This is a genomic window from Isoptericola sp. NPDC019571 (assembly GCF_044389385.1).
Classification (GTDB): domain Bacteria; phylum Actinomycetota; class Actinomycetes; order Actinomycetales; family Cellulomonadaceae; genus Isoptericola; species Isoptericola nanjingensis.
This window is the reverse complement of sequence record NZ_JBIRXZ010000003.1, coordinates 443,604-466,626: the sequence shown is the minus strand read 5'-3', so window position 1 is coordinate 466,626 and position 23,023 is coordinate 443,604. Positions and strand designations below refer to the sequence as shown.

Below are 23,023 nucleotides of genomic sequence, written 5' to 3'. Positions count from 1 at the left end.
ATCAGGCGGCGCCGGGGTCGCCCGTCAGGGCGAGCATCGCCGCCGCGACCCGGCCGGCGGCGGCGTCGGGGACCGCCGTCGAGGCCTCCTCGAGGATCAGCAGCCTCGCTCCCGGGATCTCGCGGGCGAGCACCTCCCCGTTCCCGACCGGGAAGAACGGGTCGCGGCGGCCGTGCACCACGAGCGTCGGGACCGCGACGTCGCCGAGCCGCTCGCGCCAGCGAGGCATGCAGTCGAGGGCGGCGAAGACCATGCCCTGCTGGTTGGCCGCGTGCACCGCCGGCGCCGTCCCCGGCGTGCGGTCCCAGACCCGACCGGCGACCGCACGCGCCGCGGCAGGGTCGTCGCCGAGGATCTCGGCGCCTCGGGCGGCGTGCTCGGCCACGGCGTCCCGGTCGGACCAGTCCGGCTCCGCCAGCGCGAACAGCCGCCCCATCGCCCCGCCGTCGTGGTCGGGCAGGTCGTCGTCGACCGGGCCCGGCGCGACCGGGCGCGTGCCGACCAGGGTCAGTGCCGCGAACGCCTCCGGGTGGTCGAGCGCGGCGACCTGGGCGACCATCCCACCCACGCCGATGCCCGCCAGGTGCGCGGGCCGGTCGTCGAGCTCCCGGGCGAGCGCCGCGGCGTCGGTCGCGAGGTCGCGCAGCGTGTAGGCCGGCGCCACGGGGTCCGCGGTCGTGGACGCCCCGGCGTCGCGCAGGTCGTACCGCACCACGTGGCGTCCGCCGCGGGCGAGCGCCGCGCAGAGCGCGTCGGGCCAGGAGAGCATCGTCGTCCCGCCCGCGCAGAGCACCAGAGGGGCCGCCTCGTCGCCGAAGTGCGCCACGCCGTGCGTGACGCCGTTCGCCTCGATCGTCGTCGTCATGCGGGGCCGACCCCGGTCGGGGCGGGGACTCATCGGTGCGCCGCGCGGGGCTCCGCCGTCAGTCCTTCCCGCGCCAGTCGGCGTCCTCGCCCTCCCACTCGTCGTTGCGTCGCTGGGCCGAGTCGAGGGCGTTGCGGGCCGCCTCGCGCGAGGGGTAGGGGCCCATGCGGTGGCTCCAGCTGGAGCGGTCGCGGCTCTCCTCGACCTCACCGGTCTTGGTGTTGTACCAGTACTGCGCCGGGCTTGTGTCGCTCATAGGACGATCCTGCATCAAGATGGGGCCCATGGTGGAGGCAGCGCAGCCGGTCGCGTTCGGCATCGACATCGGCGGGTCGGGCATCAAGGGGGCGCCGGTCGACCTGGCGACGGGTGAGTTCGCGGACGAGCGGCGCCGCATCCCGACCCCGGAGAGGTCCACCCCGGACGCCGTGGCCGGCGTGCTCGCCGAGCTCGTCGACTCGTTCGAGCTGCCGCCCCACGTGCCGGTCGGCGTCGCCTTCCCCGCCCCGATGGACCACGGCGTCGTCCGGTTCATCGCCAACCTGCACAAGTCGTGGAAGGGCGTCGACCTGCCCGCGCTGGCCAGCGAGGCCACGGGCCGGCACGTGACCGCCGTCAACGACGCCGACGCCGCCGGCGTCGGCGAGCAGCGGTACGGCGCCGCCCAGGGGCGCGACGGCGTCGTCCTCGTGGTCACGCTCGGCACCGGCATCGGCTCGGCGCTGCTCGTGGACGGCGTGCTCGTGCCGAACACGGAGCTGGGCCACCTCGAGATTGACGGGCACGACGCCGAGTCGCGGGCCGCCGAGTCCGCCCGCGAGCGCCACGACCTGTCGTGGCACGAGTGGGCCGCGCGGCTGCAGCGCTACTTCGAGACGGTCGAGATGCTCCTCGCGCCCGAGCTCATCGTCGTCGGCGGCGGCGTGAGCAAGCACCACGAGAAGTTCCTGCCCCTGCTGAACCTGCGGGCGCCGATCATCCCCGCCACCCTGCGCAACCGCGCGGGGATCGTCGGCGCCGCCGCGCTCGCCGCCAGCGGTCGCGACCACTGACGCGCTGCTGACGCTCCGTCGTCCCCCCTCAGCCGGCGAGGCTGTGCGGCGCGGCGGGGGTCGGTGCCGTCGGGGTCACGGGACGGTCGAGGACGGTCGCGTCCGGGGGGACGTCGAGATCGAGCATCCGCAGCACGTCGAGGACCGCGGCCGGCGGCCGGTGCAGCGACACCCGCAGGCCCTCGTCCCGGCCGATCCGGCAGAGTTGGACGAGGAAGGCGACGCCGGCGGAGTCGATGAACGTCACCCGCGACGTGTCGACGACGACGGGGAGGTCGCGCTCGAACGCCCTCGCGAGCGCCGCGCTCGCCTCGTTGCGCAGGGCGATGTCGATCTCGCCCCACATGTCCACCACGCTCACGTCGGTCCGCTCCACCAGGGCGATCCCCCCGGCCTGCGCCTCGTCGGTGAAAGTCACTGCCACACCTTCGTCCCACGTCCTGCGTCCCTGCGCGCCTCGGGCTCGAGCGCTGCGATCCGGACTCGCGACCTCGTCGTCGCGACGACGCCACGCTACACCTCGGCGAACCTCCGGCGGAACCTCACCAGAGACTTTCTTTACCGAGCGTTCACAGAGTACCGGGGCACGACGCAGGTCAGGACGACCCGCACCGCCGATCTCGGCGAACGTCCGGCCCGTACGAGGCGGGCCCGCGGGTGCGGCACGATGGGCTGCGTGACCGAGGTGACGGGGGGACGACGGGCGGTGGTTCACCGTGCGTGACGGCGCGGACCGCGCGAGCACCACCGCCGCGGCCCGCGCCGCGCTGAGGGCTCAGCGCGACCGCCTGGCCCTGGTCCAGGTCGACGTCCTCTCCGACGACGAGTGGCCCCCGAGGCGGGCGCCGAGGTAAAGGTCGTGCGCTCGGCCGTGCGCTCGGCCATACGCACCGCCGGGGGCGACCCCGGCGACCTGATCCTCCTGGCCACGCACCGGCTGGGCCACAAGAGCCTGGGCCACGACGTCGTGGGCGGGACGGCGCCCGCCGTCGAGCGCTGGCTCCCACCCGCCGGCTGGCGCGCGGACGAGCGCACCGTCCGGCTCGGCTCCGGGCCGGAGCTGTGGGCCGAGGCCTCGACGGCGGTCCTGTCGTGGGGCGTGAAGACCCGCAGCGGGTTCGCCGTCGACCCGCCGCTCGCGCCCGGCCGGGCGGCGCAGGCGGGCGAACGCTCCTGGCTCGTCGCGCGGATCGGCCCGGTCCGGCTGCGGGAACCGGTCCAGGTCGTCGACATCGTCGTGACCGACCGCCGCGTCGCGCTCGCCTACGGCACCCTGGACGGCCATCCCGTCGCCGGGGAGGAGGCGTTCGTCGTGCGCCGGGACGACGACGGGACCGTGCACCTCACGCTGCGCTCGCTGACGCGCGCGGGCCGGGGCCCGTGGCGGGCGCTCTTCCCAGCGGTCCTGGTCGCCCAGAAGCTCTACCGCCGGCGGTACCTCCGCTCGCTCGCGTGAGCGCGTGGACCCGGACGCCCCTCGGACTACGCACGGCGCGTGGTCCGCAGCGCATCCGGGCCACGGAGGCTGGGCTCCCCTGAACTCGTCGAAGGAGACGCCATGTCCGAGCAGTCCTCGCAGGCGATCCGGTCACGCCGCGTCGTCGCGGCCCTGATCGCGGTGCTCGTCACCGTCCTCGGTCTGGCTCCGCTGACGGCGTCCGCCGGACCCTCGGCCGCGCCCGCCGCCGTCGCGGAAGGCCGTCCGACCGCACCCAGGCCCACCGTCGTCCTCGTGCACGGCGCGTTCGCCGACTCGAGCGGCTGGACCGTCGTCGCCGAACGGCTGCTGGACGACGGCTACCCGGTCCTGTCCTTCTCGAACCCGCTGCGCGGCGTCGAGCACGACGCGGAGTACCTGCGCCAGTTCCTCTCGACCGTGGACGGCCCGATCGTCCTGGTGGGCCACTCGTACGGCGGTGCGGTCATCACGAACGCAGCGACCGGGAACGACCAGGTGAAGTCGCTCGTGTACGTGGCCGGCTACGCGCTCGACGAGGGAGAGTCCGTCGCCGCGGCGAACGCTCTCGGCGGGGGCCACACCGACGTGATCGACCATCTCGTGCTGCGCCCCTTCCCGGGCGCCGGGGAGGGCGACGCCGACGCGTACATCGACCCCGAGTGGTACCCGCGGCTGTTCGCCCAGGACCTTCCGCGACGTCTCGCCGAGACGATGGCCGGCGCCCAGCGACCGGGGGCCCTGGCGTCGCTGGTCGAGCCGTCCGGCGAGCCCGCGTGGAGGTCCGTCCCGAGCGTGCCGGGCTGCTCTGCGCCGTGGACGACGCGCACCTCCTCGACCGCGAGAGCCTCGAGGCGTTCGCGTTCGTCGCGCGCCGCCTCGGCGCCGAGCGCCTGGCGCTGGTCCTGGCCGGGCGCGAGGAGCGCGAGCTGGCCGCCGTGCTGCGCGGGGTGCCGGTCCTCGCGCTCGCGGGGCTGTCGCCCGAGCCGGCCGCGGCGCTGCTGAACCGGTCCGCGGCGGGACCGTTCACCCCGACGGCCACCGCCGCGATCGTCCGCGCGACGGAGGGCAACCCGCTGGCCCTGGTCGATCTGGCGGCCGATCCCCTGCTCCGGGAGATGACCGACCTCGGCCTGGGCCCCGAGCCGGTGCCCGTCGGTCAGCACCTGGAGGCCCACTACCTGCGCCGCGTCATGCACCTGCCGCCGGACTCGCAGCGCTGGCTCCTGCTCGCCGCGACCGACTCCACCGGCGACCTGGAGCTGCTCGACATCGCCGGCGCCGCCCTCGCCATCGATCCCTCGCGCCGGGAGGACGCGGAGTCGGCCGGCCTCGTGCACCTCGAACCGACCGTCGGGTTCCGGCACCCCCTCGTCCGGTCCGCGGTGTACGGGTCGGCGTCCCGGGCCGAGCGGAGGAGGGTCCACGGCGCGCTCGCGGAGGCCGCCGCAAAGCTCGGCCTCGTCGAGGCCGAGGCGTGGCACGCCTCGCGCGCGGCGAGCGGGACCGACGAGACCGTCGCGGAACGCCTCGTGCGTGCGGCGGACCTCGCGGCACAGCGTGGCGGCTCGTCGTCGCGCGCCAGCATCCTCGCCCGTGCGGCCGAGCTCACGCCGTCCGGTCCGGTGCGCGGCGAGCGGCTGGTCGGTGCCGCCGAGGCCGCCCTGGAAGCAGGGGCCGCCGACGTCGCCGTACGCCTGCTCGCGGACGTCCGGGAGGCGGGCCTCAACCGGGTGACGCGCGGCCGGGCGATCCTCGTCCGTAGCGCCGCCGCCTTGTTCGTCTCCGATCCCGACGGCGTCCGGGCGTCGACCTCCGACCAGCTCCGGGCCGCCGACGAGTTCCACGGCCACGACGTCGAGCGGGAGCAGCGCACGCTGCTGCAGGCCTTCGAACGGTGCAGCAGCGCGGACCGGCTCCTGGTCGGGGTCGACATCCCGACGCTGGGGCGCCGGATCGCCGCGGGGGCGGAGACGCCCGGTCCTGCCTCCGTGATCCTGCTGGGGGTCGCCGCACTGATCCTCGAGCCGTACGAGCGCGCCGTCCGACCGGTCCGCGAGGCCTTCGACACGATCCTCGCGCTGCCCGACCGGGACCTGGTCCACCGGGGCACGCTGATCGCCGCGATCGGCGCCTTCCTGTGGGACGACGCCGGGCGCCGGGCGGGGCTGGAACGGGCGATGCGCGCCGCGCGGGACGGGGGCGCCCTGCAGGCGCTCGACACCCTGCCCTGGGTCGGCGCGCTCTCGGAGCTCATGGGGGGCACCGTGAGCCGCGCCCTCTCCTTCGACGCGACGGTCCGCGAGGTCCGCCGGGCGATGGGCTACGACGGCGAGAACGTCGTCAACGCGGCCGTCATGGCCTGGAGCGGCAGCCCGGAGGAGACCGTGGAGGCCGTCGGGCAGGGCGCCGCCGCTGCCGGGTGGGGTGGTGTCGAGGCGTCGGCCACCGCGGCGCTCGCGGTCCGCCACCTCGCCGAGCGCCGCTACGAGCGGGCCTTCGCACGGCTCCACCCGCTCGTCGAGGATCCGTTCCTGCAGGTCACCCCGCTCCACTTCGCCGACTACGCCGAGGCGGCCGTGCGGAGCGGTCGGCCCGAGGACGCGGCACGCGCTGCCGCGGCTCTTGACGCGCGCGCGGGCGCGAACGGCTCCGCATGGTGCCGCGGCCTCGCCGAGCGCGCCCTCGCCCTCGCCGGCTCCGACGACGACGAGTCGCACTACGCGGCGTCGGTCGACGCGCTCTCGGGCACCGGCGCGACCGTCGAGCTCGCACGCTCGCACCTCGTCTACGGCGAGTGGCTCCGGCGCGCCCGCCGACGGCGGGACCCCGCCACGCACCTCCACCTCGCCCTGGACCACGCCGCTCGCAGCGGCGCCGCCGTCTTCCAGGGCCGGATCCGCGCCGAGCTCGAGGCGGCCGGCGGCACGGCGGGCGCGCCGGCGGCCCGGTCCGGCCAGGACCTGACGACGCAGGAACGGGCCGTCGCCACGATGGCCGCGGCCGGACGGACCAACGCCGAGATCGCGGCCCGCCTGTTCCTCAGCCCCCACACCGTCGACTACCACCTGAGAAAGGTCTTCCAGAAGCTCGGGGTCACGTCTCGGCGACAGCTCTCCGAGCGCTTCGACCCCGTCGCCCCGTAGGCCCGGCCACGGACTACGCGAACCACGTGGTCCGGGCAGGGGCGGAAGGCGGGGATCCTCGGAGCAACCCGTCCCGACCAGCGCCAGGGAGGCCCACCGTGCCCTACATCACCGCCGACGACGGTGCCGAGATCTACTACACCGACTGGGGCACCGAGGGGACGCCCGTCCTCCTCAGCCACGGCTGGCCCCTCAACTCCGACGCCTGGGAGGCCGCCGCCCTGTTCCTCGCCGAGCACGGCCACCGCGCCATCGCCCACGACCGGCGGGGACACGGGCGGTCGAGCCGCACCTGGGACGGCAACGAGATGGACACCTACGCCGACGACCTGGCGTGCCTGGTCGACGCGCTCGACCTGCGCGACCTCACCCTGGTCGGCCACTCCACCGGCGGCGGCGAGGTCGTGCGGTACGTCGCACGGCACGGCACCGACCGCGTGGCCCGCGTCGTCCTGGTGTCCGCCGTCCCGCCCCTCATGGTGCGGACCGACGACAACCCCGACGGGCTGCCGATGGAGGTGTTCGACGAGATCCGTGCCGGCGAGCACGCGGACCGGTCGCAGCTCTACCGGGACCTGGCCGACGGGCCGTTCTTCGGGCACAACCGCCGCGGCGACGTCGACCAGGGCTTCCGCGACGCCTTCTGGCTCCAGAGCATGGCCTGCGGTCACCGCGCGGCGTACGAGTGCATCGCGGCGTTCTCCGCGACGGACTTCCGGCCCGACCTGGCCACGATCGACGTCCCGACCCTGGTGATCCACGGCGACGACGACCAGATCGTGCCCTACGACGTCGGGGGCAGGCGGTCGGTCGAGCTCATCGCCGACGCCCGCCTCCTGATCTATCCGGGCAGCGGCCACGCCCTGCCCGACACCGACCGCGACCGGCTGCACGCGGACCTGCTGGCGTTCATCGACTCCTGAGAGGGCTCACCCATGACTGACATCAGCGACACGAGCGACGCGACCGAGAGCAGCGCACCCGACACCGTCGTCCTCGTCCACGGACTGTGGATGACACCCCGCAGCTGGGAGGGCTGGGTCCAGCACTACCAGCAGAAGGGCCTGACCGTCGTGACGCCCGCCTACCCCGGGTTCGAGATCGAGGTCGAGGCCCTCCGTGAGAACCCCGAGGTCATCGCCGACCTCACCGTCCCCGAGACCGTCGAGCACCTCGCCGGCATCATCACCGCCCTGGACCGGCCGCCGATCATCATGGGTCACTCCTTCGGGGGCGCCCTGACCCAGATCCTCCTGGCCCGGGGCCTCGGCGCCGCCGGGGTGGTCATCGACTCCGCCCCGACCGAGGGCGTGCGGGTCAACCCGCCGTCGCAGGCGAGGTCGCTCTTCCCCGCGCTCAAGAACCCCGCGAACCGGCACCGTGCCGTCGGGTTCACCCCCGAGGAGTTCCACTACGCGTTCACCAACACCCTCTCGGAGGAGGAGTCCCGGGCGGTGTGGGAGCGCTACGCGATCCCGGCCCCGGGGCGCTGGGTGTGGGACTACGGCCTCATCGCCAACTTCAAGCCCGGCCATCAGGAGACCTGGGTGGACTTCGGCACCGACCGCGCGCCGCTCCTGTTCATCGGGGGTGAGCTCGACCACATCATGCCGCCGTCGGTGAACCGGTCGAACGCCAAGCACTGGGAGAAGTCGCCGGCCGTCACCGAGTACTACGAGTTCGCGGGCCGGGACCACTGGACCTGCGCCGCGCCGGGCTGGGAAGAGGTCGCCGACCACGCCCTCGCCTGGGCCCTCGAGCACGCGCAGGGGGCCGAGCGGGCCACGGCCTGACGCCCGACGCGCGGGCGGACGCGCCGGGCCCCCGGCGTGTCAGGGCCGCTTGGTAGAACCGTGGGGTCGGCTCCCGACGGCGGAGCCGGCCTCGCGACGACCAGGAGCCCCCATGCCCCATCCGTCCAGCGACGTCCAGGCGTTCGAGTGCCGCGCCACCGACGCCGACCTCGACGACCTGCGCGCGCGGCTCGCCGCGGCACGGCTGCCGGAGCCCGAGACGGTCCGCCGCTCCGCGCCCGACCCGCGCCGGTGGGACCAGGGGGTCCCCCTCGCCGACCTCGTGGACGTCGTCGACCACTGGCGCACCGGGTACGACTGGCGGGCGTTCGAGAGTCGCCTCGAGGAGATCGGCCAGTTCCGCACGACCGTCGACGGACTGGGCATCCACTTCCTGCACCGCCGGTCCCCGCGCGCGGACGCCACGCCGCTGATCCTGACCCACGGCTGGCCCGGCAGCGTCGCCGAGTTCGTCGACGTGGTGGACGAGCTGGCCGCCCCGCCGGACGCGGGCACGCCGGCGTTCCACGTCGTCGTCCCGTCACTGCCCGGCTTCGGCTACAGCGACAGGCCGGCCGTCGCCGGATGGGGCGTCGAGAAGACCGCGGCCGCGTGGGTGGAGCTGATGGGACGGCTCGGCTACGACGAGTTCCTCGCCCACGGCGGCGACTGGGGCGGCAACGTCACCGCGGTCCTCGGCGGGAGGTTCCCCGCGCACGTGCTCGGCGTCCACACCACGCTGGCCCTCCCACCGCCCGGGATGACGACGGACGGTCTGACGGGCGAGGAGCGCCGGCACGCCGAGGAGACCCGTGACTTCTGGCTCCACCACCGGGCGTACGCGACGCAGCAGGCGACCCGGCCGCAGACCATCGGCTACTCGCTCGTCGACTCGCCGGTCGGCCTGCTCGCCTGGCTCCTCGACAAGTTCGCCGAGTGGTCCGACACCGAGGACAGCCCGTTCGAGACGATCTCCCGGGACAGGATCCTCGACGACGTCACCCTGTACTGGCTGACCCGGACCGGCGCCTCGGCGGCCCGCATCTACGCCGAGAGCCCCGGCTCCCTGGACCCCGACCTGCGGGTGGACGTCCCCTGCGCCATGACCATGTACCCCGGCGACATCGAGTCACGCACCCCGCGCGCCTGGGCCGAGCAGCGCTACCGGCGCATCGTCCGGTGGACCGAGCCCGAGCACGGCGGGCACTTCCCGTCGCTGGAGGTCCCCGACTACTTCGTCACGGACCTGCAGGACGGCCTCGCGGCGGTGCTGGCCGCGAGCAGATGAGGGCGGACGAGCCGGTCTGTACGCCGGGTTCTGTCCCCGTGCCCGGTTACCCCGGCACGGGCGACGGTCATCCATCTAGGCCCTGCGTTGCCGCAGGGCTCGAGCGGTCTACCCGACTGTGCTTCTCAACAGAGAATCGGGCGGGCAACCCTCAAACACAATCTGTCTGACCTTGCTCCAGGTGGGGTTTACCGAGCCACGACCGTCACCGGCCGCGCTGGTGGTCTCTTACACCACCGTTTCACCCTTACCGCCACCGGTCGCCCGGCGACGGCGGTCTGCTTTCTGTGGCACTGTCCCGCGGGTCACCCCGGGTGGCCGTTAGCCACCACCTCGCCCTTCGGAGCCCGGACGTTCCTCGGCGACGGCGCCCGAGGGCACCGCCGACGCGACCGTCCGACCGACTCGTCCGCGTCGCACAGTCTATGCGCGGTCGAGCCGGTCGGACGCCCACGTCGGTACGGTCACACGTCGACCTTGTAGCTCAGGGACAGCTCGTCGCCCGACCGGCCGCGGATACCCCAGCTCTCGGCGGGCGACTCGATCACGACGAGCTCGACGTCGTCGGTCGCGACGCGCAGCGCGGGGGCGACGTCGTCGTAGACGCGGCGGATCAGCTCCCGCTTGGCCTCGCGCGTGCGGCCGGTGAAGGCGACGATCTCGATCAACAGGTAGTCGTCCGAGCGCGGCGCGACGAGGTCGCCGTCGTCGAGCAGCAGGAACCGGTGGAACCGCTTGTCCTCGGGGATCTTCCAGGCCCCGACCAGCGCCGCGTGCAGCGCGTCGGAGACCTCCGCGCGCCGCTGACCCCACACCCGTCGGTTGCCGTAGATCTTCACGTGGACCACGCCCGACGACGCTAGCGGTGACCGACAGCACTGTCACCAGGGGGTCCGCGCGTCGAGACCCGACCGTAGGGTATCCGGGTGCTGATCTGCCTCCCGCCCTCCGAGGGCAAGACGCCCGCACCCGACGGCGCCTCCCCCGTCGATCTCGCCGGGCTCACGGGGGCCGGGCAGCTCACCGGTCAGCGGCTGGCCGTGCTCGACGCGCTCGCCGCGGCGAGCGCGCGGCCGGACGCGACCGAGGTGCTCGGCGTCGGCGCGTCGCTCGGCGCCGAGGTCGCCCGCAACACCGAGCTCGTGGCCGCGCCGACGGCGCCCGCCGCCCGCGTCTACACCGGCGTCCTCTACGCCGCGGCCGGCCTCGCAGACCTGCCCGGCGCCGCGGCCCGCCGCGCCGCCGACGACGTCCGCGTCTTCTCCGGCCTGTGGGGCGCCGTCTCCCCCGCCGACCGGATCCCCGCGTACCGCCTCTCCATGGGCGTCGACCTGCCCGGCGTCGGCAAGCTCGCCACCGCATGGCGGCCGCACCTGTCCGCGGTCCTCGACGCCCGCGCCGCGGGTGACGTCGTCGTCGACTGCCGCTCGGCCGCGTACCTCGCCGCGTGGAAGCCGGCCACCACCGGTGACTCCGCCGCGGACTGGGTGACCGTCCGCGTGGTGCGCGAGACGGACGGGAAGCGCGCCGTCGTGTCGCACAACGCCAAGCACACGCGCGGCGTGCTCGCGGGCCACCTGCTGCGCCGCTCCGGCCCCGCGCCCACCACCGCCGCGGAGCTGCTCGACGCCGCCCGCGAGCTCGACGGCCAGGTCATCGGGACGGAGGTCGGGACGGGTCTGTCGTACCGGATGGTCGAGGCGACGCTGCACGACGCCGCCACCCGCCGCGGGCCGCGCACCCTCGAGGTCGTCATCGCCTGACGGGCGGGACACCCCACACCCGGCGCACACTGGCCGCATGGCCTACGACGAGGTGCTCGCCGCCCGCGTCCGCGACGCCGTCGCCGAGCGCGCCGACGTCGTCGAGCGGCGGATGTTCGGCGGCGTCGCGTTCATGGTGAACACCCACATGGCCGTCGGAGTGGGCGGCGACGAGCTCATGGTGCATGTCGGCACGGACGGCTACGACGCCGCGGTGGCGGACGGCGGGCACGAGCTGCGCATGGGCGAGCGCGTCATGCGCGGCATGGTCGGGGCGCCGGCGTCGGTCACCTCCGACGACGACGCGCTGCACGCGTGGTGGCCCGCGGCGTCGACCTCGCGCTCGCGCTCCCGCCCAAGCCACCCAAGCGCTAGCCGCGTCAGACGTCGGTCGGGAAGCCCGCCGTGGTGACCTCCGCGAGCGCGGGCTCGCCGTCGTCCCCGAGGCCGAAGCGCAGCACGGTCAGCGAGCACGGCGGCACGCGCAGCAGCCGCCACGACGACGCCGGCGCGCCGAGCGACCGCCCGGCCAGGGCGCGGATCGTCACGGTGTGCGCGACGACGACGCTCGCCGCGCCCGGCCCCGTCGCGGCGACGACGTCGCGCAGCCCGGCCCACGCCCGCTCGCCCACGTCGGCGTACGACTCGCCGCCGGGCGCCCGGTCGGTGCCCGTCGTCGACCAGGCGGCGAACTCGTCGGGCCAGCCGTCGGCGATCGCGTCCGGCGTGAGGCCCTCCCAGTCGCCGAACACGCACTCGGCGAACCGGTCGTCCGGGCGCACGTGCTGGCCGGTGCGGCGCCCGACCGCCGCGGCGGTCTCGAGCGTGCGCACCAGGGGCGAGGCGACGAGGGCGCCGGCGCGCGGCAGGTCCGGCCACAGGTCCTTGCCGAGCCGGAAGACGGCGTCCGCGGCGCGCGCCGCCTGCACACGGCCCCGCGAGGTCAGCGGCGGCCCGGGGACGCCGCCGCCCGAGTAGGCGCGCGCCTCGGTCAGCTCGGTCACGCCGTGCCGCACGAGCACGACGGTGCGCAGGTCCGCGCCAGCCGCCGGGCTCGCTCCGGACGGCCGGGCCATCAGGCCGCGGCGCCGTCGTCCGCCGGGCGCACGAGGATGCGACCGCACTCCTCGCAGCGCACGACCTGCTCGGGTGCCGCCGCCTTGGCGGCGGCGAGGTCACGCGGGTTGAGGTCGAGGCGGCAGCCCTCGCACCGGCCCCCGCGCAGCGCCGCGGCGCCGACGCCGCCGAGCTGGGCGCGCAGCTTGTCGTACAGGGCGAGGAGGCCGGCGTCGAGCCCGGCCGCGGTCGCCTCCCGCTCCGCCTTGACCTTCGACCCGGTCGCGTTGATCTCGGCCCAAGCCTCGTCGCGCTCGGCGGTGGCCTTCGCCTTCGCCGCCTCGAGCTCGGCGTGCGCCGACTCCACCTCGGCCAGCGAGCCCTGGTGCGCCTCCAGGCGCTCCATGACCTCGATCTCCGCGTCCTCGAGCACCGACTGGCGGCGGGCGAGCGACTCGAGCTCGCTCACCAGGGCCTGGGAGTCCTTCGCCGACAGGGCGCCGGAGTCCAGCTTCTGCTGGTCCCGCTCGGCGCGCGTGCGCACCTGGGCGACGTCGGACTCCGCCTTGGCGAGCTCGCGCTCCAGGTCGGCCACGGCCGTGCGCGAGTCGACGAGCGAGGTGTGCAGGTCGCCGATGCGGCCGTCGAGCTCCGCGATGATCGCCAGCGCCGGGTGGTTGCGGCGCTGGTGGACGAGCTGCTGCAGCCGGGTGTCGAGGGCCTGGACCTCGAGCAGTCGGCGCTGGTCCTCGGGGGGTGCAGTGGCCACGGGCGGGTCCTCTCGCAGTGATTCAGCTGGTGGGGCGGTCGGTCGCGCGCACGCTGCTCGCCACCCGCGCGGTCCACGGGTCGGTGCCGATCGTGCTCACCCTCGTGGTCACCGTACCTTCTCCGGAACCGTCCCCGGTCCCGCCTCCGGCCCGCTCCCCGAGCCGCGCGACGACGTCCTCGGCGGCGTACGCGAGCCACGGCCACTCGCTCGCGAAGTGGGCCACGTCCACGAGGAACGGCGTCGCCGCGCCGGTGGAGGTCCGGGACTCGAAGTCGGCCCGCTCCCGCAGCTCCGACGCGGGGTGGTGGCGCAGGTCCGCGGTCACGTACACGTCGACGGCGGCGGCGCGGACGGCGTCGAACAGCGAGTCCCCGGATCCGCCCACCACGGCGGCGGTCGCGACCGGGGCGTCGAGGTCGCCGGCGACGCGCACGCCCTGCGCCGTCGCCGGCAGCACGGCCGCGACGTGCTCGGCGAACGCGCCCAGCGTCGTGGGCTCGGCGAGCCGGCCGACCCGCCCGATCCCCCGGACCGCACCGGCATCGACGCCGTCGGGCCCCACGACCAGCGGGCTGCGGTCGGTGATGCCGACGAGATCAGCGAGCGCGTCCGCGACGCCGCGCGGGGCGGCGTCGGCGTTGGTGTGCGCCACGTACAGGCCGCAGCCCGCGCGCAGGAGCCGGTGCACCACGTCGCCCTTGAACGTCGTCGCCGCGACCGAGTGCACGGGCCGCAGGAACAGCGGGTGGTGCGTGACGAGCAGGTCCGCGCCCCAGGCGACCGCCTCGTCGATCACTGCGGCCACCGGGTCGACGGCGAACAGGATCTTGCGCACCGGCGCCGCGGGGTCCCCCACCACCAGGCCGACGGCGTCCCAGCCCTCCGCCGTCGACGGCGGGTACAGGTCCTCGAGGGCGGCGACGACGTCGTGCAGCCTCGGCGGATTCTCTGGGGTGCGCGGTGCCGCGGTGTCTGTGGTCCCGATGGTCATGGCACCGACCCTAGAGCCGGGGCCGGTCACTTGGCGTCGGCGTAGGAGTCGACCGCCGCGACGGTGAGCGGGAAGTCGACCGGGAAGTCCCCGAACAGCAGGCGGCCCGCCTCCTCGGCGGCGGCGCGCACCTCGGCGGCGACCACGTCGGCGAGCTCGCGCGGAGCGTGCACCACCACCTCGTCGTGCAGGAAGAACGCGAGGTGCGGGCGGTCGGCGAACGGGGCGGGCGCCAGGCCCGGCCGCGCGCCGTCCGCGACCCCGAGCGCCCAGAGCCGACGACGGATCGACGCGAGCCAGCACAGCGCCCACTCCGCCGCGGTGCCCTGCACCACGAAGTTGCGGGTGAACCGCCCCCACGACCGGGTGGCGGACCGGGCGCGGGCCGCGGCGTCGGCCCCCGCGTCGTCGGCGAACGCGCCCGCCTGCGCCTCGTCCCACGCGGAGCCCGGGGCCGGGGACGACCGGCCGAGCCACGTCGTCACGACGCCCCCGCGCTCCCCCGTGCGGGCGGCCTCCTCCACCAGCGCGATCGCCCGCGGGTACTCCCGCCCCAACCGCGGCAGCACCTGGGCGCTCGCCCCGGTGGTGCCCCCGTACATCGCGCCGAGCATGCCCACCTTGGCCAGCTCCCGGGTGGGCACCGCCCCGGACGCGACGATGCCGGCGTAGAGGTCGCCGGCGCGGCCCGCCGTCGCCATGGCCTCGTCGCCCGCCATGCCCGCCAGGACGCGCGGCTCGAGCTGCGCGACGTCCGCCACGACGAGGCACCAGCCCGGGTCGGCGACCACCGCCCGTCGCACGCCCTTCGGCAGCTGCAGCGCCCCTCCACCGGTGGACGCCCAGCGGCCGGTCACCACGCCGCCCACCACGTACTCGGTGCGGAACCGGCCGTCGGTCACCCACTCGTCGAGCCAGTGCCAGCCGTTCGCCGTGAGCAGGCGGTAGAGGTTCTTGTACTCCAGCAGCGGAGCGACGACGGGGTGGTCGAGCTTTTCCAGCTCCCACTTGCGCAGGCTGCGCGTCCCGACGCCGGCGTACTGCATCGCCTTGAGCAGGTCAGGGTGCGAGTCGGGGTTGAGCGACGGCGGAGCGTCGAGGGCCGTGCGGATCTGTCGCGCGAGCTCCTCGAGCCGCGCGGGACGCTGCCCCTCGGGTGGCCGGGGACCGAGCGCGTCGGTGAGGATCGCGTCGTGCACGTCCGCGCGCCACGGCAGCCCGGCGTGATGCATCTCGGCCGCGACCAGCGCACCCGCCGACTCCCCCGCCGCGAGCAGCCGCAGCCGCCCGGGCGCCGACGAGCCGCGCACCGCGTCCTCCTGGCGCCGCAGCTCCGCCACCGGGTCGACCGCCCCGGCGCCCTGCGGGGCCGGGGCGGACCGCTCCGGCGCCGCGAGGTCGAAGAGCGCCTCGCCCTGCGGCACGCGGCGGGCGCCCACCGGCGGCGCCGCGCCCGCCGGCGTCGGGGTCATCGCGTCCCACGCGCCGACCCCCGCCGCCGCGAGCTCCGAGCCCGCGGTGGCCGTGGAGTGCCGCAGGATGCGGTGCACGAGCCGCAGGTCGTGCGACCGCTCCACGCGGACGCCCGCCCGCAGCAGGCCGGGGTACCAGCGGTTCGTGTCGTCCCACGTCCAGCGCGGCACGGCCGCACCGCCGTGGACCCCGCCCTCCGCATCGGCCACGAGCGCGGGGAGGTCCGCGGCGGGCACGGCGCGCTGCGTACCGTCGTGCAGGCGGACCGTGCCGCCGGGCTCTCGGGTCAGGACGACGTGCACGCCGCCATCCTGCCGTGCGCCACCGACGCACGATCGACGCGCCGCACCCGCGCCGCTCGCCGCGCGACGAGACCGTCGATATGGTGCGCTGGCCGGGGTCGGCGCACCCGGCCGCCCACCCGCGCCCGAGGAGGACCGCATGACGACCGAGCAGCCCGTCGAGACCGTCGAGACCGTCGACGTCGTGGTGATCGGCACCGGCCCGGGCGGGGAGGACGCGACCGGCCGGCTGGCCCGCGCGGGGCTCGACGTCGTGGCCGTCGAGGCGCGCCTCGTCGGCGGCGAGTGCCCGTACTTCGGCTGCATCCCCACGAAGATGATGGTGCGCGCGTCGGACGCGCTCGCCGAGGCCCGCCGCGCGGCCACGCTGGCCGGGCGGGTCGACGTCGCGCCGGACTGGGCGCCCGTCGCGGCGCGCGTGCGCGACGAGGCGACCGCCGACTGGGACGACACCGCCGCCGTCGAGCGCCTGGAGAAGGCGGGCGCCCGCGTCGTGCGCGGCCGCGGCCGCCTGGTGGGTTCGGGCGAGGTCGCCGTGGCGACCGCGGACGGCGAGCGCCGCTTCCGCGCGACGCGCGGCGTCCTGCTCAACCCCGGCACCGAGCCCGCGGTGCCGCCGGTCGACGGCCTGGCCGACACCCCCTACTGGACCAACCGCGACGCCGTGCGCGCCACGGAGGCGCCGGCGTCGCTCACCGTGCTGGGCGGCGGCGCCATCGGCTGCGAGCTGGCGCAGGTCTTCGCCCGGTTCGGCACGGCCGTCGAGGTGGTCGAGGCGGGCCCGCGCCTGCTGGCGCTCGACGAGCCCGAGGCGAGCGCGCTCCTCGCCGGCCGCTTCGCCGCCGAGGGCATCGGCATGTGTACGGACGCGAAGGTCTCGTCGGTCTCGCACGACGGCGGCGGGTTCACCCTGACCCTCGGCGACGGCACGCAGCTGGTCTCCGAGCGGTTGCTGGTCGCCGCGGGCCGGCGCACCGACCTGAAGGCGCTGGGCGTCGCGACCGTCGGCATCGACGACTCGGGCCGCACGATCCCCGTCGACGACCGGATGCGCGCGGCGGACGGCGTCTGGGTCATCGGGGACGTCACGGGCAAGGGGGCGTTCACGCACGTGTCGATGTACCAGGCGCGCATCGCCGCCGCGGACATCCTCGCGGCCGGGGGCGGCGACGGCGACGGCGCGGAGCGGGCCGACTACCGCGCCGTCCCGCACGTGACGTTCACCGACCCGGAGATCGGCGGCGTCGGGCTCACGGAGGCCGCCGCCCGCGACGCCGGGCTGACGGTGCGCACCGGCCTCACCGACCTCGCGGCGTCGTCGCGAGGGTTCGTGCACGGGCCCGGCAACGAGGGCCTCATCAAGCTGGTCGAGGACGCGCACGCCGGTGTGCTCGTCGGCGCGACGGCCGCCGGACCGGCCGGCGGCGAGATCCTCGCCGTCCTCACGCTCGCCGTGCAGGCGCGGGTGCCGGTCAGCGAGCTGCGGCACCTGATCTACGCGTACCCCACGTTCCACCGCGCGATCGAGAGCGCGCTGGCGGACCTCCAGGAGGCGTGACCGGGCACACTGCAGCACGCGCGGCCACCACTTATCCTGTGATGGCCCATGACTGAAATGACCGAGTTCGCCGCCCCGATGCCCTCCCGCCCAGGCCTCCGCCTCGACGCCCCGCACTCGCCGCGGTGCCCGGCATGACGCCGAAGGACCCGGCCGACGAGCCGGCGGGCGGGCACGTCGTGCTCGGCGGGAAGTACGTGCTGGGGGACATCCTCGGCACGGGTGGCACGTACACCGTGTACGAGGCCTCGCGCCTGCCCGGCGAGTCCGACGAGACGGGCGACGCGACGGGCGACGAGACCCCGCTCCTCGTCAAGGTGCTCCACCCGCACCTGGTCGACGACGAGGCGGCGCGCGCCAGCCTCGCCCGCGAGGTGGCGGCGTCTGACCTGATGGACCATCCGGGCGTCTCGAAGGTCCTCGACACCGGGGAGGACGAGGTCGCGGGCGCGAACGTCCCCTGGCTGCTCATGCGACGCCTGCCAGGCACTCCCCTGTCGGAGCTGGCGGCCGGCACCGGCATGCCCTGGCCCGAGGCGCTCACCGTGGTGGCCGGGCTGCTGGACGGCCTCGCGGCCGTCCACGAGGCCGGGCTGGTGCACCGCGACGTCGGCCCGCGCAACGTGGTGGTCGACCGGCACGACGACGGCAGCATGACCGTCGGTCTGCTGGACCTGGGCCTCACCGCGCCCGGCGGAGGCGACGGCGACGGCGAGCGCGTCGCCGGCTCGGCGTCGTACATGTCCCCCGAGCAGGCGCAGGGTCGGCCGCTCGACGGCCGCAGCGACCTGTACTCGGTCGGGGCGCTCGCCTACTTCGCGCTCACGGGCCATCCCCCGTACGAGCGTGCCCGGCCGGGCGACGTCCTGCTCGCCCACGTCGGGGCGCCCGTGCCCGCGCCGTCGGCCCGCCGCCCCGCCGTGCCGTCCGCCGTGGATCGGTTCGTCGCCCGCGCGATGGCGAAGAGCCCGGCCCGGCGGTTCCCGACCGCGGGCGCGATGGGCCAGACCGTCGCCACGCTGCTGGGCGGAGCGCCGCCGGCGTGGGCCGCGCCCGCCACGGCAGGGCCGGAGACCCCCGACGGCGACCAGACCATGACGATGGGCCAGATCGTCGCCGAGGACCCGCACCGGACCGCGGCGATCGGCGCCGCCGGCCTCGCGGCCGCCGCGGCGGCGGGCGCCGAGGCGGAGCTCCAGCGCACCCGGATGCTCGGTGCCGTCGACGCGACCGAGGCTCTGACACCGGACGACGGTGCGCCGACGGAGCCCCTCGCGACCTCCGGCGACGAGCCGACCGAGGTGCTGGGCGACCCGCCGCCCGAGCCGCCCGCGGACATCCCCGTCGGCGGGGTGCCCGCGGCCGAGGAGCCCGAGCCGTCCCGCCGGCGTCGGATCCTCCTGATCGTCCTGGCCGCGATCCTGGTCGCTGCCCTCGGCGCGGGGGCGTTCTGGCTCTTCGGCGACACCGACGGCAGCGGCCCGGTCTCGCCGGTCACCCCCAGCCCGTCGCCGTCGTCCACCCCGTCTCCGACGCGCAGCACGACCGCCCCCACGACACAGGCGCCGGCCGAGCCGACGTCGCGCCCCGACCGGACGTCGACGCCCACCCCGACCAGCACGCCCACGCCCAGCGAGACGCCGTCGGAGACTCCGACGCCGACCGAGACCCCCACGTCGACCCCGACGCCGACGGACGAGCCCACACCGACGGACGAGCCGACCGACGAACCCACCTCGTCGCCGACACCCACCGACGAGCCGACGGAGCCGGACCCGGAACCGACGGACGAGGAGACGACTCCTCCGGCCGAGCCCGAGCCCAGCGGCGGACCCGACGACAGTGCCGGGGGCACCGGCTCGACCCCGGCCTCCTGACCGGCCCACGCCCGGCGCCCACGGCGCGATGGTTCACAGGAACCGCATAGCCACGCGCTCAACGCGTCCCAGGCGCGCTCCCTAGCCTGCGGATCACCCGTCGCCTGCCCGGCGGCACCGATCCAGGGAGTCGAGGGTGTTGCTCCAGCGCTCACGGTCGTCCGCGACCCCACCATCGTCGGGAAGCCCCGCCGACCCGCCCGCGCCCGACGAGACCGCGTCGGGAGCCGGCGGCCACGACGACGGCAGCCCCGACGACCCCGGGAACGGCGGCCCGGCGACGCGCCGCGGTCGCGTCGCCCTGCGGCTGCGCGGGCGACGCCCCGGACGCCGCGCGATCCTCGTCGGCGCGGTCGCCGTCGTCGTGGTGGCCGCGCTCGTCGTCTGGTTCACCGTGCTGCGCCCCCGCGCGGCCGAGCCGGCGACGGCGGCCGCTCAGACGACCACCGCCCAGGCGAGCACCGCGACGTTCGAGCAGGCCGTCACGACCACCGGCACCCTGACCCCGAGCGTGCAGGAGGACGTCTCATTCGAGGCCTCCGGCACGGTGCAGAGCGTCGAGGTCGCCGAGGGCGACACGGTGACGAAGGGCCAGACCCTCGCGACCATCGACACGCTCCAGCTCGACGCCGCCCTCGCCCAGGCGAAGGCCGACCTGGCCCAGGCCGAGGCGGACCTCGCCGACGCCCGCGACGCCGACGACGGCTCCGACGCCGCCGAGGCGGCCGTCGAGGCGCGCGAGAGCGCGGTCGCCGTCGCGCAGCAGTCGGCCGACGACGCCGACGCCGCGATGTCGGACGCGACCCTCAAGGCGCCCGCGGCGGGGGTCGTGACGTCGGTCGGCGTCGCCGTTGGCGACACGGTCGGCACGTCGTCAGGCAGCGGCTCGACCTCCGACCAGGGCGGCGGGTCGTCGGTGCCGAGCGCGTCGGGCGGCTCCGGCGGCGGCGCGTCGTCGGGCACGTCGGGGTCCTCGGACACCGCGGACACCGCGGAGTTCACGATCGTCGGCACCGACGCGTGGACGGTCGACGTGAGCGTCGGCGAGGCGGACGTCGCGTCGATCGCGAAGGGCGACCAGGTCGAGATGACCTCGGACGACCTGACCGACACCGTCTTCGGCACGGTGAGCGAGATCGGCCGGCTGCCGTCGACGTCGCAGGGCGCGGTGGCCTACCCGGTCACGGTCGCGGTGACCGGTGACCCGGAGGACCTGCACGACGGCGTGAGCGTGGACGTCTCGATCGTCACCGAGCGCCGCAGCGACGTGCTGTCCGTCCCGGCGGCCGCCGTGAGCACCGGCGACGACGGCGCCTCGACCGTCACGCTCGTCGGCGACGACGGCTCGACCACCGAGCAGGCCGTCGAGACGGGCGACACGTCCGGCCAGCTCGTCGAGATCACCTCCGGGCTGTCCGAGGGCGACACCGTCCAGTACACGACGTTCACCCCCGGCGCCGGGCGCGGCCAGGGCGGCGGACAGGGCGACCTGCCCGAGGGCTTCGACCCGTCGCAGCTGCGCGGCGGCGGCCAGGGCGGTCTCCCCGAGGGCTTCGACCCGTCGCAGATGGGCGGCCCCGGCGGCGGCCGGGGAGGGAACTCGTGACCGCGCCGACCACGGCAGCCGCCGTCGGCCTCGCAGCGTCCGCGCCCACCGCCAACCCGGTCATCGACCTGCGCGACGCGCGCAAGACGTACCGCACGGGCGACCTGGAGTTCGAGGCCCTGCGCGGCGTCGACCTGCGCATCGAGCGGGGCGAGTACGTGGCGATCGTGGGCCCGTCCGGCTCCGGCAAGTCGACGCTCATGAACGTGCTGGGCTGCCTCGACACGCTCACCGCCGGCACCTACCGGATCGCGGGCGACGACGTGGACGACATGGACGAGACCGACCTCGCGAGCGTGCGCAACGAGCAGATCGGCTTCGTGTTCCAGCAGTTCAACCTGCTGCCCTCCTTGTCGGCGCTGCGCAACGTGGAGCTGCCGCTCGTCTATCGCGGCGTCGCCCCCGTGGAGCGGCGCGCTCGGGCCGCGCAGGCGCTGGAGCGCGTCGGGCTCGGCGACCGCACCGCGAACCGGCCCGGCCAGCTGTCGGGAGGCCAGCAGCAGCGCGTCGCGGTCGCCCGTGCCCTGGTGGGCGAGCCCGCGCTGGTCCTCGCGGACGAGCCGACGGGCAACCTCGACTCGCGCTCCACGGCCGACGTGCTCGACCTGTTCGACGCGCTGCACGCCCACGGCCGCACCATCGTGCTCATCACGCACGAGCACGAGGTCGCCGAGCGCTCGCGCCGCGTCGTGCGGGTGCTCGACGGGCTGATCACGTCCGACGCCCCGAGCGGCCGGGCGGTGGCGCCATGAGCTGGGCGGAGACCCTCGCCACCGCGTGGCACGCGATCCGCGCGCACACCATGCGCTCGCTGCTGACCGTGCTCGGCATCCTCATCGGCATCGCGGCGGTCATCCTCACGGTCGGCCTGGGTCTCGGCACCCAGAAGGACGTGTCCGAGGACATCAGCTCGCTGGGGTCGAACCTGCTCATCGTCACGCCCGGGTCGTCCACGGACTCCTCCGGGGTCCGCGGCGGCTTCGGCTCCGCCTCCACGCTCACCGTGGCGGACGCCGAGGCCCTCGGCTCGGACGTCGCGGTCCCGGACGTCGCCGCGGTCACCGCGGAGAAGGAGTCGTCGCAGTCCGTGGAGGCCGGCGACACCAACTGGACCACGACCGTCACCGGCGTCACCGGCGACTGGCTGGGCGTACGCTCCCGCGAGCTCGCGTCGGGAGAATTCGTCGACGCCGGCTCCACCGACGAGGTCGTGCTCGGCCCCGAGACGGCGACGGAGCTGTTCGGCTCCACCCGCGTCGTGGGGCGGACCGTGAGCATCGCCGGGACGACGTTCGACGTCGTCGGCGTCCTCGAGGCCGCCGGGTCGAGCGCGTCGACCAACCTCGACGACACGGCCGTCGTGTCGATGACCGCCATGACGTCCGGCATCACCGGCGGTACGGACACGTCGGTCAGCACGATCTACCTCAAGGCGACCGACACCGACGCCGTCTCCGCCGCGTACCAGGAGGCGCAGTCGCTCCTCCTCGCGCTGCACGGCGCGACGAGCGCGGACGCCGCCGACTTCACGATCGACTCGCAGGACTCGCTCGTGTCCACGGCGACGTCCGTCTACCGCACCCTCACCGTCCTGCTCGCCGGCGTGGCGGGCCTGTCCCTCCTGGTGGGAGGCATCGGCGTCATGAACATCATGCTCGTGTCCGTCAGCGAGCGGACCCGCGAGATCGGGCTGCGCAAGGCCCTCGGCGCTCCGCCCGGGGCGATCCGGCGGCAGTTCCTCACGGAGGCGTCGATCCTCGGCGTCACCGGCGGCCTGGTCGGCGCCGGCCTCGGCGTCCTCGCCGCCGTGACCCTGCCCGGCGTGCTCGGCTCGTCGATCGTCGTGTCCCCCGTCGCGGTGGCCGGCTCGCTCGCCGTCGCGCTCGCCATCGGGCTGGTGTTCGGCGTCTACCCCGCCGTCCGTGCCGCCCGCCTCGCCCCCATCGACGCGCTCCGCAGCGAGTAGCCGTGCCCCGCGACCAGCCACGAGCGGCGACCCGCCGCGCCCTTCCCCCACGTCCCGGA

At 75.5% G+C, this 23,023-nt stretch carries 22 protein-coding genes and 1 other RNA gene; 14 read left to right on the top strand and 9 right to left on the bottom strand.

Features of this window, described 5'->3' with window-relative positions; all coding sequences use genetic code 11:
* Position 1: 1 nt before the first annotated feature.
* Both ACH443_RS07930 and ACH443_RS07925 read right to left on the bottom strand, forming a co-directional pair.
* Positions 2-865, bottom strand: a complete 864-nt coding sequence (locus tag ACH443_RS07930; protein ID WP_430589978.1) for an alpha/beta fold hydrolase — start codon at positions 863-865, stop codon at positions 2-4.
* Positions 866-923: 58 nt separating this feature from the next.
* A complete protein-coding gene (locus ACH443_RS07925; RefSeq protein ID WP_429764238.1) occupies positions 924-1,121 on the bottom strand; it encodes an SPOR domain-containing protein in 198 nt (65 codons plus the stop codon).
* 28 nt (positions 1,122-1,149) lie between these two features.
* Here ACH443_RS07925 and ppgK point away from each other — a divergent pair, with 28 nt between their 5' ends.
* Positions 1,150-1,917: a polyphosphate--glucose phosphotransferase gene (gene ppgK / locus ACH443_RS07920; RefSeq protein WP_429764237.1), complete on the top strand. Its 768-nt coding sequence runs from the start codon at positions 1,150-1,152 to the stop codon at positions 1,915-1,917.
* A 28-nt stretch (positions 1,918-1,945) separates the two neighbouring features.
* On the opposite strand, the gene ACH443_RS07915 is transcribed toward ppgK, so the two are convergent.
* On the bottom strand, positions 1,946-2,335 hold the full coding sequence (locus tag ACH443_RS07915) for an STAS domain-containing protein (protein ID WP_429764236.1): 390 nt from the start codon (positions 2,333-2,335) through the stop codon (positions 1,946-1,948).
* Between the two features lie 441 nt (positions 2,336-2,776).
* On the opposite strand from ACH443_RS07915, the gene ACH443_RS07910 reads away from it, so the two are divergent.
* The 6 genes from ACH443_RS07910 (at position 2,777) to ACH443_RS07885 (ending at position 9,600) form a co-directional block, all read left to right on the top strand.
* Positions 2,777-3,373, top strand: coding sequence for a DUF1990 family protein (locus ACH443_RS07910; RefSeq protein ID WP_430589977.1), 597 nt, complete (start codon positions 2,777-2,779; stop codon positions 3,371-3,373).
* Positions 3,374-3,475: 102 nt separating this feature from the next.
* The gene (locus tag ACH443_RS07905) at positions 3,476-4,378 is read left to right on the top strand and encodes an esterase/lipase family protein (protein ID WP_430589976.1); all 903 of its coding nucleotides are present in this window, start codon (positions 3,476-3,478) and stop codon (positions 4,376-4,378) included.
* Positions 4,379-4,491: 113 nt separating this feature from the next.
* Positions 4,492-6,519: a LuxR C-terminal-related transcriptional regulator gene (locus ACH443_RS07900; protein ID WP_430590003.1), complete on the top strand. Its 2,028-nt coding sequence runs from the start codon at positions 4,492-4,494 to the stop codon at positions 6,517-6,519.
* Positions 6,520-6,617: 98 nt separating this feature from the next.
* Positions 6,618-7,442, top strand: a complete 825-nt coding sequence (locus tag ACH443_RS07895) for an alpha/beta fold hydrolase (protein WP_430589975.1) — start codon at positions 6,618-6,620, stop codon at positions 7,440-7,442.
* A gap of 12 nt (positions 7,443-7,454) precedes the next feature.
* Positions 7,455-8,312, top strand: coding sequence for an alpha/beta hydrolase (locus ACH443_RS07890; RefSeq protein ID WP_430589974.1), 858 nt, complete (start codon positions 7,455-7,457; stop codon positions 8,310-8,312).
* A gap of 112 nt (positions 8,313-8,424) precedes the next feature.
* Positions 8,425-9,600, top strand: a complete 1,176-nt coding sequence (locus ACH443_RS07885; protein ID WP_430589973.1) for an epoxide hydrolase family protein — start codon at positions 8,425-8,427, stop codon at positions 9,598-9,600.
* A 3-nt stretch (positions 9,601-9,603) separates the two neighbouring features.
* Here the strand turns inward: ACH443_RS07885 and rnpB are convergent.
* Together rnpB and ACH443_RS07875 are read right to left on the bottom strand one after the other, a co-directional pair.
* Positions 9,604-10,008: RNase P RNA component class A (gene rnpB, locus ACH443_RS07880), an RNA gene on the bottom strand.
* Positions 10,009-10,064: 56 nt separating this feature from the next.
* Positions 10,065-10,448, bottom strand: a complete 384-nt coding sequence (locus ACH443_RS07875; RefSeq protein WP_430589972.1) for a tautomerase family protein — start codon at positions 10,446-10,448, stop codon at positions 10,065-10,067.
* Positions 10,449-10,526: 78 nt separating this feature from the next.
* Here ACH443_RS07875 and ACH443_RS07870 point away from each other — a divergent pair, with 78 nt between their 5' ends.
* A complete protein-coding gene (locus ACH443_RS07870; RefSeq protein WP_430556644.1) occupies positions 10,527-11,363 on the top strand; it encodes a YaaA family protein in 837 nt (278 codons plus the stop codon).
* A 37-nt stretch (positions 11,364-11,400) separates the two neighbouring features.
* On the top strand, positions 11,401-11,775 hold the full coding sequence (locus ACH443_RS07865; RefSeq protein WP_430589971.1) for a TfoX/Sxy family protein: 375 nt from the start codon (positions 11,401-11,403) through the stop codon (positions 11,773-11,775).
* Here the strand turns inward: ACH443_RS07865 and ACH443_RS07860 are convergent.
* Genes ACH443_RS07860 through ACH443_RS07845 form a run of 4 tightly spaced genes read right to left on the bottom strand, consistent with a single transcriptional unit; the run spans position 11,744 to position 15,957 of the window.
* On the bottom strand, positions 11,744-12,439 hold the full coding sequence (locus tag ACH443_RS07860) for a histidine phosphatase family protein (protein WP_430589970.1): 696 nt from the start codon (positions 12,437-12,439) through the stop codon (positions 11,744-11,746). The two genes, ACH443_RS07865 and ACH443_RS07860, sit on opposite strands and share 32 nt — an antisense overlap.
* Positions 12,439-13,188, bottom strand: a complete 750-nt coding sequence (locus ACH443_RS07855; RefSeq protein WP_430589969.1) for a zinc ribbon domain-containing protein — start codon at positions 13,186-13,188, stop codon at positions 12,439-12,441. The genes ACH443_RS07860 and ACH443_RS07855 overlap by 1 nt, the downstream gene beginning before the upstream one ends.
* Before the next feature lie 22 nt (positions 13,189-13,210).
* Positions 13,211-14,182: a Nif3-like dinuclear metal center hexameric protein gene (locus tag ACH443_RS07850; protein ID WP_430556648.1), complete on the bottom strand. Its 972-nt coding sequence runs from the start codon at positions 14,180-14,182 to the stop codon at positions 13,211-13,213.
* A gap of 26 nt (positions 14,183-14,208) precedes the next feature.
* On the bottom strand, positions 14,209-15,957 hold the full coding sequence (locus tag ACH443_RS07845; protein WP_430589968.1) for a bifunctional 3'-5' exonuclease/DNA polymerase: 1,749 nt from the start codon (positions 15,955-15,957) through the stop codon (positions 14,209-14,211).
* A 139-nt stretch (positions 15,958-16,096) separates the two neighbouring features.
* Between ACH443_RS07845 and ACH443_RS07840 the strand changes: the two genes are divergently transcribed.
* The 5 genes from ACH443_RS07840 to ACH443_RS07820 all read left to right on the top strand — a co-directional run bounded on the left by ACH443_RS07840 (position 16,097) and on the right by ACH443_RS07820 (position 22,964).
* On the top strand, positions 16,097-17,515 hold the full coding sequence (locus ACH443_RS07840) for a dihydrolipoyl dehydrogenase family protein (protein WP_430589967.1): 1,419 nt from the start codon (positions 16,097-16,099) through the stop codon (positions 17,513-17,515).
* Positions 17,516-17,649: 134 nt separating this feature from the next.
* Positions 17,650-19,392 carry a protein kinase gene (locus tag ACH443_RS07835; RefSeq protein WP_430589966.1) on the top strand — a complete coding sequence of 581 codons (1,743 nt, stop codon included), beginning with the start codon at positions 17,650-17,652 and terminating at the stop codon, positions 19,390-19,392.
* 136 nt (positions 19,393-19,528) lie between these two features.
* On the top strand, positions 19,529-20,998 hold the full coding sequence (locus ACH443_RS07830) for an efflux RND transporter periplasmic adaptor subunit (RefSeq protein WP_430556652.1): 1,470 nt from the start codon (positions 19,529-19,531) through the stop codon (positions 20,996-20,998).
* Positions 20,995-21,750 carry an ABC transporter ATP-binding protein gene (locus ACH443_RS07825; RefSeq protein ID WP_430589965.1) on the top strand — a complete coding sequence of 252 codons (756 nt, stop codon included), beginning with the start codon at positions 20,995-20,997 and terminating at the stop codon, positions 21,748-21,750. Before ACH443_RS07830 ends, ACH443_RS07825 begins: the two co-directional genes overlap by 4 nt.
* Entirely contained in the window at positions 21,747-22,964 is a 1,218-nt protein-coding gene (locus ACH443_RS07820; RefSeq protein ID WP_430556654.1) for an ABC transporter permease, read from the top strand. Before ACH443_RS07825 ends, ACH443_RS07820 begins: the two co-directional genes overlap by 4 nt.
* Positions 22,965-23,023: the final 59 nt, after the last annotated feature.

What these genes read in the sequence shown, in the direction of transcription:
- ACH443_RS07930 (WP_430589978.1), bottom strand. Translation starts at nt 865, where the DNA reads ATGACGACGACGATCGAGGCGAACGGCGTCACGCACGGCGTGGCGCAC.
- ACH443_RS07850 (WP_430556648.1), bottom strand. Translation starts at nt 14,182, where the DNA reads ATGACCATCGGGACCACAGACACCGCGGCACCGCGCACCCCAGAGAAT.
- ACH443_RS07890 (WP_430589974.1), top strand. Translation starts at nt 7,455, where the DNA reads ATGACTGACATCAGCGACACGAGCGACGCGACCGAGAGCAGCGCACCC.
- ACH443_RS07820 (WP_430556654.1), top strand. Translation starts at nt 21,747, where the DNA reads ATGAGCTGGGCGGAGACCCTCGCCACCGCGTGGCACGCGATCCGCGCG.
- ACH443_RS07925 (WP_429764238.1), bottom strand. Translation starts at nt 1,121, where the DNA reads ATGAGCGACACAAGCCCGGCGCAGTACTGGTACAACACCAAGACCGGT.
- ACH443_RS07905 (WP_430589976.1), top strand. Translation starts at nt 3,476, where the DNA reads ATGTCCGAGCAGTCCTCGCAGGCGATCCGGTCACGCCGCGTCGTCGCG.
- ACH443_RS07865 (WP_430589971.1), top strand. Translation starts at nt 11,401, where the DNA reads ATGGCCTACGACGAGGTGCTCGCCGCCCGCGTCCGCGACGCCGTCGCC.
- ACH443_RS07900 (WP_430590003.1), top strand. Translation starts at nt 4,492, where the DNA reads ATGACCGACCTCGGCCTGGGCCCCGAGCCGGTGCCCGTCGGTCAGCAC.
- ACH443_RS07860 (WP_430589970.1), bottom strand. Translation starts at nt 12,439, where the DNA reads ATGGCCCGGCCGTCCGGAGCGAGCCCGGCGGCTGGCGCGGACCTGCGC.
- ACH443_RS07840 (WP_430589967.1), top strand. Translation starts at nt 16,097, where the DNA reads ATGACGACCGAGCAGCCCGTCGAGACCGTCGAGACCGTCGACGTCGTG.
- ppgK (WP_429764237.1), top strand. Translation starts at nt 1,150, where the DNA reads ATGGTGGAGGCAGCGCAGCCGGTCGCGTTCGGCATCGACATCGGCGGG.
- ACH443_RS07885 (WP_430589973.1), top strand. Translation starts at nt 8,425, where the DNA reads ATGCCCCATCCGTCCAGCGACGTCCAGGCGTTCGAGTGCCGCGCCACC.
- ACH443_RS07835 (WP_430589966.1), top strand. Translation starts at nt 17,650, where the DNA reads ATGACGCCGAAGGACCCGGCCGACGAGCCGGCGGGCGGGCACGTCGTG.